The 4,248-nt window shown below is 70.5% G+C and carries 5 protein-coding genes; 2 read left to right on the forward strand and 3 right to left on the reverse strand.

What is annotated here, in order from left to right; genetic code table 11:
* Window positions 1-689: DUF3558 domain-containing protein (locus WH07_RS39835; RefSeq protein WP_157877380.1), on the reverse strand; the 689-nt coding region annotated here is incomplete at its 3' end.
* A 209-nt stretch (window positions 690-898) separates the two neighbouring features.
* Here WH07_RS39835 and WH07_RS18340 point away from each other — a divergent pair.
* The gene (locus WH07_RS18340; RefSeq protein ID WP_046501139.1) at window positions 899-2,092 is read left to right on the forward strand and encodes an RtcB family protein; all 1,194 of its coding nucleotides are present in this window, start codon (window positions 899-901) and stop codon (window positions 2,090-2,092) included.
* Between the two features lie 107 nt (window positions 2,093-2,199).
* Here the strand turns inward: WH07_RS18340 and WH07_RS18345 are convergent, their stop codons facing one another.
* Both WH07_RS18345 and WH07_RS18350 read right to left on the reverse strand, forming a co-directional pair.
* Window positions 2,200-2,973: an SDR family NAD(P)-dependent oxidoreductase gene (locus WH07_RS18345; RefSeq protein ID WP_046501141.1), complete on the reverse strand. Its 774-nt coding sequence runs from the start codon at window positions 2,971-2,973 to the stop codon at window positions 2,200-2,202.
* A gap of 271 nt (window positions 2,974-3,244) precedes the next feature.
* Entirely contained in the window at window positions 3,245-3,595 is a 351-nt protein-coding gene (locus WH07_RS18350) for a YnfA family protein (protein ID WP_046501143.1), read from the reverse strand.
* Window positions 3,596-3,682: 87 nt separating this feature from the next.
* Here WH07_RS18350 and WH07_RS18355 point away from each other — a divergent pair, with 87 nt between their 5' ends.
* The gene (locus tag WH07_RS18355) at window positions 3,683-4,201 is read left to right on the forward strand and encodes a hypothetical protein (protein WP_046501144.1); all 519 of its coding nucleotides are present in this window, start codon (window positions 3,683-3,685) and stop codon (window positions 4,199-4,201) included.
* Window positions 4,202-4,248 lie beyond the last annotated feature (47 nt).

Below are 4,248 nucleotides of genomic sequence, written 5' to 3' on the forward strand. Positions count from 1 at the left end.
GTCTCGGAGGGGGAGACGGACGGGGCTCCGGACGGGGTGAGGGAGGCGGCGGATCCGGTCTGGGTGGTGGTGTTGGGGTTTGTCCCGGTTCCTGTGGTGCTGCCGGTGCCGGTGTCGGTGCCCGCGCTGGTCCCGGTGCTGGTGCCGACGCCCGTGCTGGTGCCGATCCCGGTTCCGGCACCGTTCCCCGTCCCTGTCCCGGAAGTGGCGGGTGGTGATCCGCCGGGCGTACCGGACGGGCTCCCGCTGCCGGTGCTGGGCGGCGGCAGCTCGGCGGCGGTCTCCTTCTGCGTGTACACGTCCTGTGCCCGGTCGTCGTCGCTGACCTCCGGGTCGTACGACACCACGCGTTCGAGGTCGATCACGAGCTGGTGCGACGCGACGGTGCCGTCCGCCTTCCAGCTGCAGCCGACGCGCCGGTCCGTGTCGTACGTGACGGACGCCGTGCCCTCGTACACCTTCGTCTGCTGGTCCTCGGGGAGCGAGTCCGCGCCGGGCAGCAGATCCTGGAGCATGGGGCGCGGTACGGTCCCGCAGGGCTCGCGAAGCGTGCGGTACTTGCCGGGTGCGGCGGCGGTCGCGGTGGTGGGGCCGCCCGGCTTGGGGTCGGCGGCCGAGCCGTCGCCGGCGCCTCCGGAGCACCCCGCGACGACCGCCACGAGGAGCGCCGCCAGGCCGGGTAGGTACACGTGACGCGCCTTGGGCTGCACGGTCCCGGGCTCCCTTCTGTACAGGGTTCCGCGCGGCGGTTCCGCGCGAAAACTGCTTGCCGCCGGATGACGGTCGGTGGACACAATGTCTATCGCACGCACTGCCGTCGACGCTGGTCGGCTGTCTCTTTTGACAGCCCCGGTTCCGGTTTTTGCGCTATTCGGACTTTCGGGGGAATCGAGGGGTTATGTCGTATGTAGAGATGCCGGGTGCGAAGGTGCCGATCCGGATGTGGGCGGACCCGGCGACTGTCGAGGACGGCGCGATGCAGCAGCTCCGCAATGTTGCCACCCTGCCGTGGATCAAGGGCCTGGCGGTCATGCCGGACGTCCACTACGGCAAGGGCGCGACGGTCGGCTCGGTGATCGCGATGCACGGCGCGGTCTGCCCGGCGGCGGTGGGCGTGGACATCGGCTGCGGCATGTCGGCGGTCAAGACGTCCCTGACGGCGAACGACCTGCCGGGCGACCTCTCCCGCCTCCGCTCCAAGATCGAACAGGCCATCCCGGTGGGCCGGGGCCTCCACGACACGGCGATCGACCCGGCACGCCTGCACGGCTTCCCGACGGCGGGCTGGAACGACTTCTGGGAGCGGTTCGGGGGAGTGGCGGAGGCGGTCAAATTCCGCCAGGAGCGAGCCACAAAGCAGATGGGAACGCTCGGATCGGGCAATCATTTCATCGAGTTCTGTCTCGACGAGTCGGATTCGGTCTGGCTGATGCTGCACTCCGGATCGCGGAACATCGGCAAGGAACTGGCGGACCACCACATCGGCGAGGCCCGGAAACTTCCGCACAACCAGGGCCTGGTCGACAGGGACCTGGCCGTCTTCATCGCCGGGACCCCGCAGATGGAGGCTTACCGGAACGACCTTTTCTGGGCGCAGGAGTACGCGAAGTACAACCGCGCGATCATGATGGGGCTCTTCCAGGACCTCGTACGCAAGGAGTTCAAGAAGGCCAGGGTGGCTTTCGAGCCGGTCATCTCCTGCCACCACAACTATGTGGCGGAGGAGCGGTACGACGGAATGGATCTGCTGGTCACGCGGAAGGGCGCGATCCGCGCGGGCAGCGGGGACTTCGGGATCATCCCGGGTTCGATGGGCACGGGTTCGTACATCGTGAAGGGCCTGGGGAACGTGGCGTCGTTCAACTCGGCCTCGCACGGCGCGGGCCGGAGGATGAGCCGCAGCGCCGCCAAGCGCCGCTTCTCGGCACGGGACCTGGAGGAGCAGACGCGGGGCGTCGAGTGCCGTAAGGATTCCGGTGTCGTGGACGAGATCCCGGCGGCGTACAAGCCGATCGAGCAGGTCATCGACCAGCAGCGGGATCTGGTCGAGGTGGTGGCGAAGCTGAAGCAGGTCATCTGTGTGAAGGGCTGATCCGACGTGCGGGGGCGTGCCCCTCGCCTGCGAGGACCGGCCGAGAAGCCCTGCCCCGGACCGGGTGTTCACCGGTCGGGGGCAGGGCTTCTCGCGTACGGCCGCGACTACAGCTCGCGGTGGATCTTGGTGTTGGAGGCCTGGGCGCGGGGGCGGACGACGAGGAGGTCGATGTTGACGTGGCTGGGGCGGGTCACTGCCCAGGTGATGGTGTCGGCCACGTCGTCGGCGGTGAGGGGTTCGGCGACGCCCGCGTAGACCTTGGCCGCGCGTTCGGTGTCGCCGTGGAAGCGGGTGGTGGCGAATTCTTCGGTTTTGACCATGCCGGGGGCGATCTCGATCACGCGGACCGGGGTGCCGACGATCTCCAGGCGGAGGGTCTCGGCGAGGACATGGGCGCCGTGTTTGGCGGCCACATAACCGGCGCCGCCCTCGTAGGTGCCGTGGCCGGCGGTGGAGGAGAGGACCACGACCGTTCCGTCGCCGCTGTCGGTGAGGGCCGGGAGCAGGGCCTGGGTGACATTGAGGGTGCCGATGACGTTCGTCTCGTACATACGGCGCCAGTCGGCCGGGTCCCCGGTGGCCACCGGATCGGCGCCGAGCGCGCCTCCGGCGTTGTTGACCAGGACGTTCACGGAGGGGTAGTCGCCGAGTTCGGCGGCGAAGGCGTCGACGGCCGCGCGGTCGGTGACATCGAGGGCGTAGGCGGTGGCGCGGTGGCCCGCGGCGGTGATCTCGGCGGCGAGGGCCTCGATACGGTCCTTGCGGCGGGCGGTGACGACGACGTGGTGGCCCGCCGCGGCGAGCTGCCGCGCGGTGGCGGCGCCGATGCCGCTGCTCGCTCCGGTGATGACGGCGATGGGGGTGCCCGCGGCGCTCATGACGTACTCCTCGCGCGTGTGATCGATGTGGGGCCAGGATAGGCGGGGGCGAGGGGCCGCTGCTTACGGTGTCCGGGGCGCGGGCGGCCCCCGCGGCCAGGCGGTGCGGGGTCTCGTCGTGACCGTGGTGCGGAGGGCTCGGGGGCCTCTTTGTGGCCGGTGCGGGGTCTCCTCGTGGCCGTGGCGCGGAGGTCTCGTCGTGACCTCGGTGCGGGGGTCTCCTTGTGGCCGGTGCGGGGGGTCTCCTTGTGGCGCAGGGCCGGAGGTCGCCTCAGTGGCCGCGGGGCGCGTACATGATCACGGCCATACCGGCCAGACAGACCAGCGCACCCGTGACGTCCCAGCGGTCCGGGCGGTAGCCGTCCGCGACCATGCCCCAGACGATCGAGCCCGCGACGAAGATCCCGCCGTACGCGGCGAGGATCCGGCCGAACTCGCCGTCCGGCTGGAGCGTGGCGACAAAGCCGTACGCGCCGAGGGCGATCACCCCGGCGCCGATCCAGATCCAGCCGCGGCCGCCGCCGGATCCGTCGCCGCGCACTCCCTGCCAGACGAGCCAGGCGCCGCCGATCTCGAAGACGGCGGCGAGGACGAAGAGGGCGGCGGAACGGAGTACCAGCATTCCGACAGCGTGCCATGTGGGTGACCGGACGTGTGCCGAGGCTATGGTTTGCCGGTATTACGGTGTGATGATCAGTATGTTCCACCCATGGGTGTCATGTGTGCCATGCGGGTCGTGGGCAGAGTGCTGCTGGTCGTTACCGCGACCGCCGCGGCGGTGGGGACGGCCGCGGATCCGGGTGCCTGGGCCGCCACCGATGCCCCTCGCCCCGGTTCCGCCGTGCCCGAGGCCGACCTGTCGCACCACGGACATGTGTCGCTGTCGAACGGCGCGCTGACGGTCCGGCTCCAGTCCGAGAACCATGGCCCGTCCCCGCTGCCGGACGCGACCGTACGGCTGGACTTCTCGGTACCCCTCCCACCCGGCCAGGAACTCCCGGCCGCGTGCGTCCAGGCCGGCGACCGGACGGTGCTGTGCCCTACGGGACGGCTCCGGGCGCTCCAGCGCGGTACGGGGATCACGCTCGACCTCAGGACCGCGGGGCAGCCGGACGAAGTGGCCGTACGGATCGGCACGGCCTGGAACGGCGGGGCGATCGACGACAACCCCGGCAACAACGAGCATCGCGTCCTGGTCCTGGAAACGGGCGATCGGAACGCCTTCTGAAGCTGGTACGCGGAGGCGGGGCCGGTACGTGGGGGCGGGGCCGGTAC

Origin of the sequence: Streptomyces odonnellii, from assembly GCF_000981895.1 — a bacterium.
Taxonomy (GTDB): domain Bacteria; phylum Actinomycetota; class Actinomycetes; order Streptomycetales; family Streptomycetaceae; genus Streptomyces; species Streptomyces odonnellii.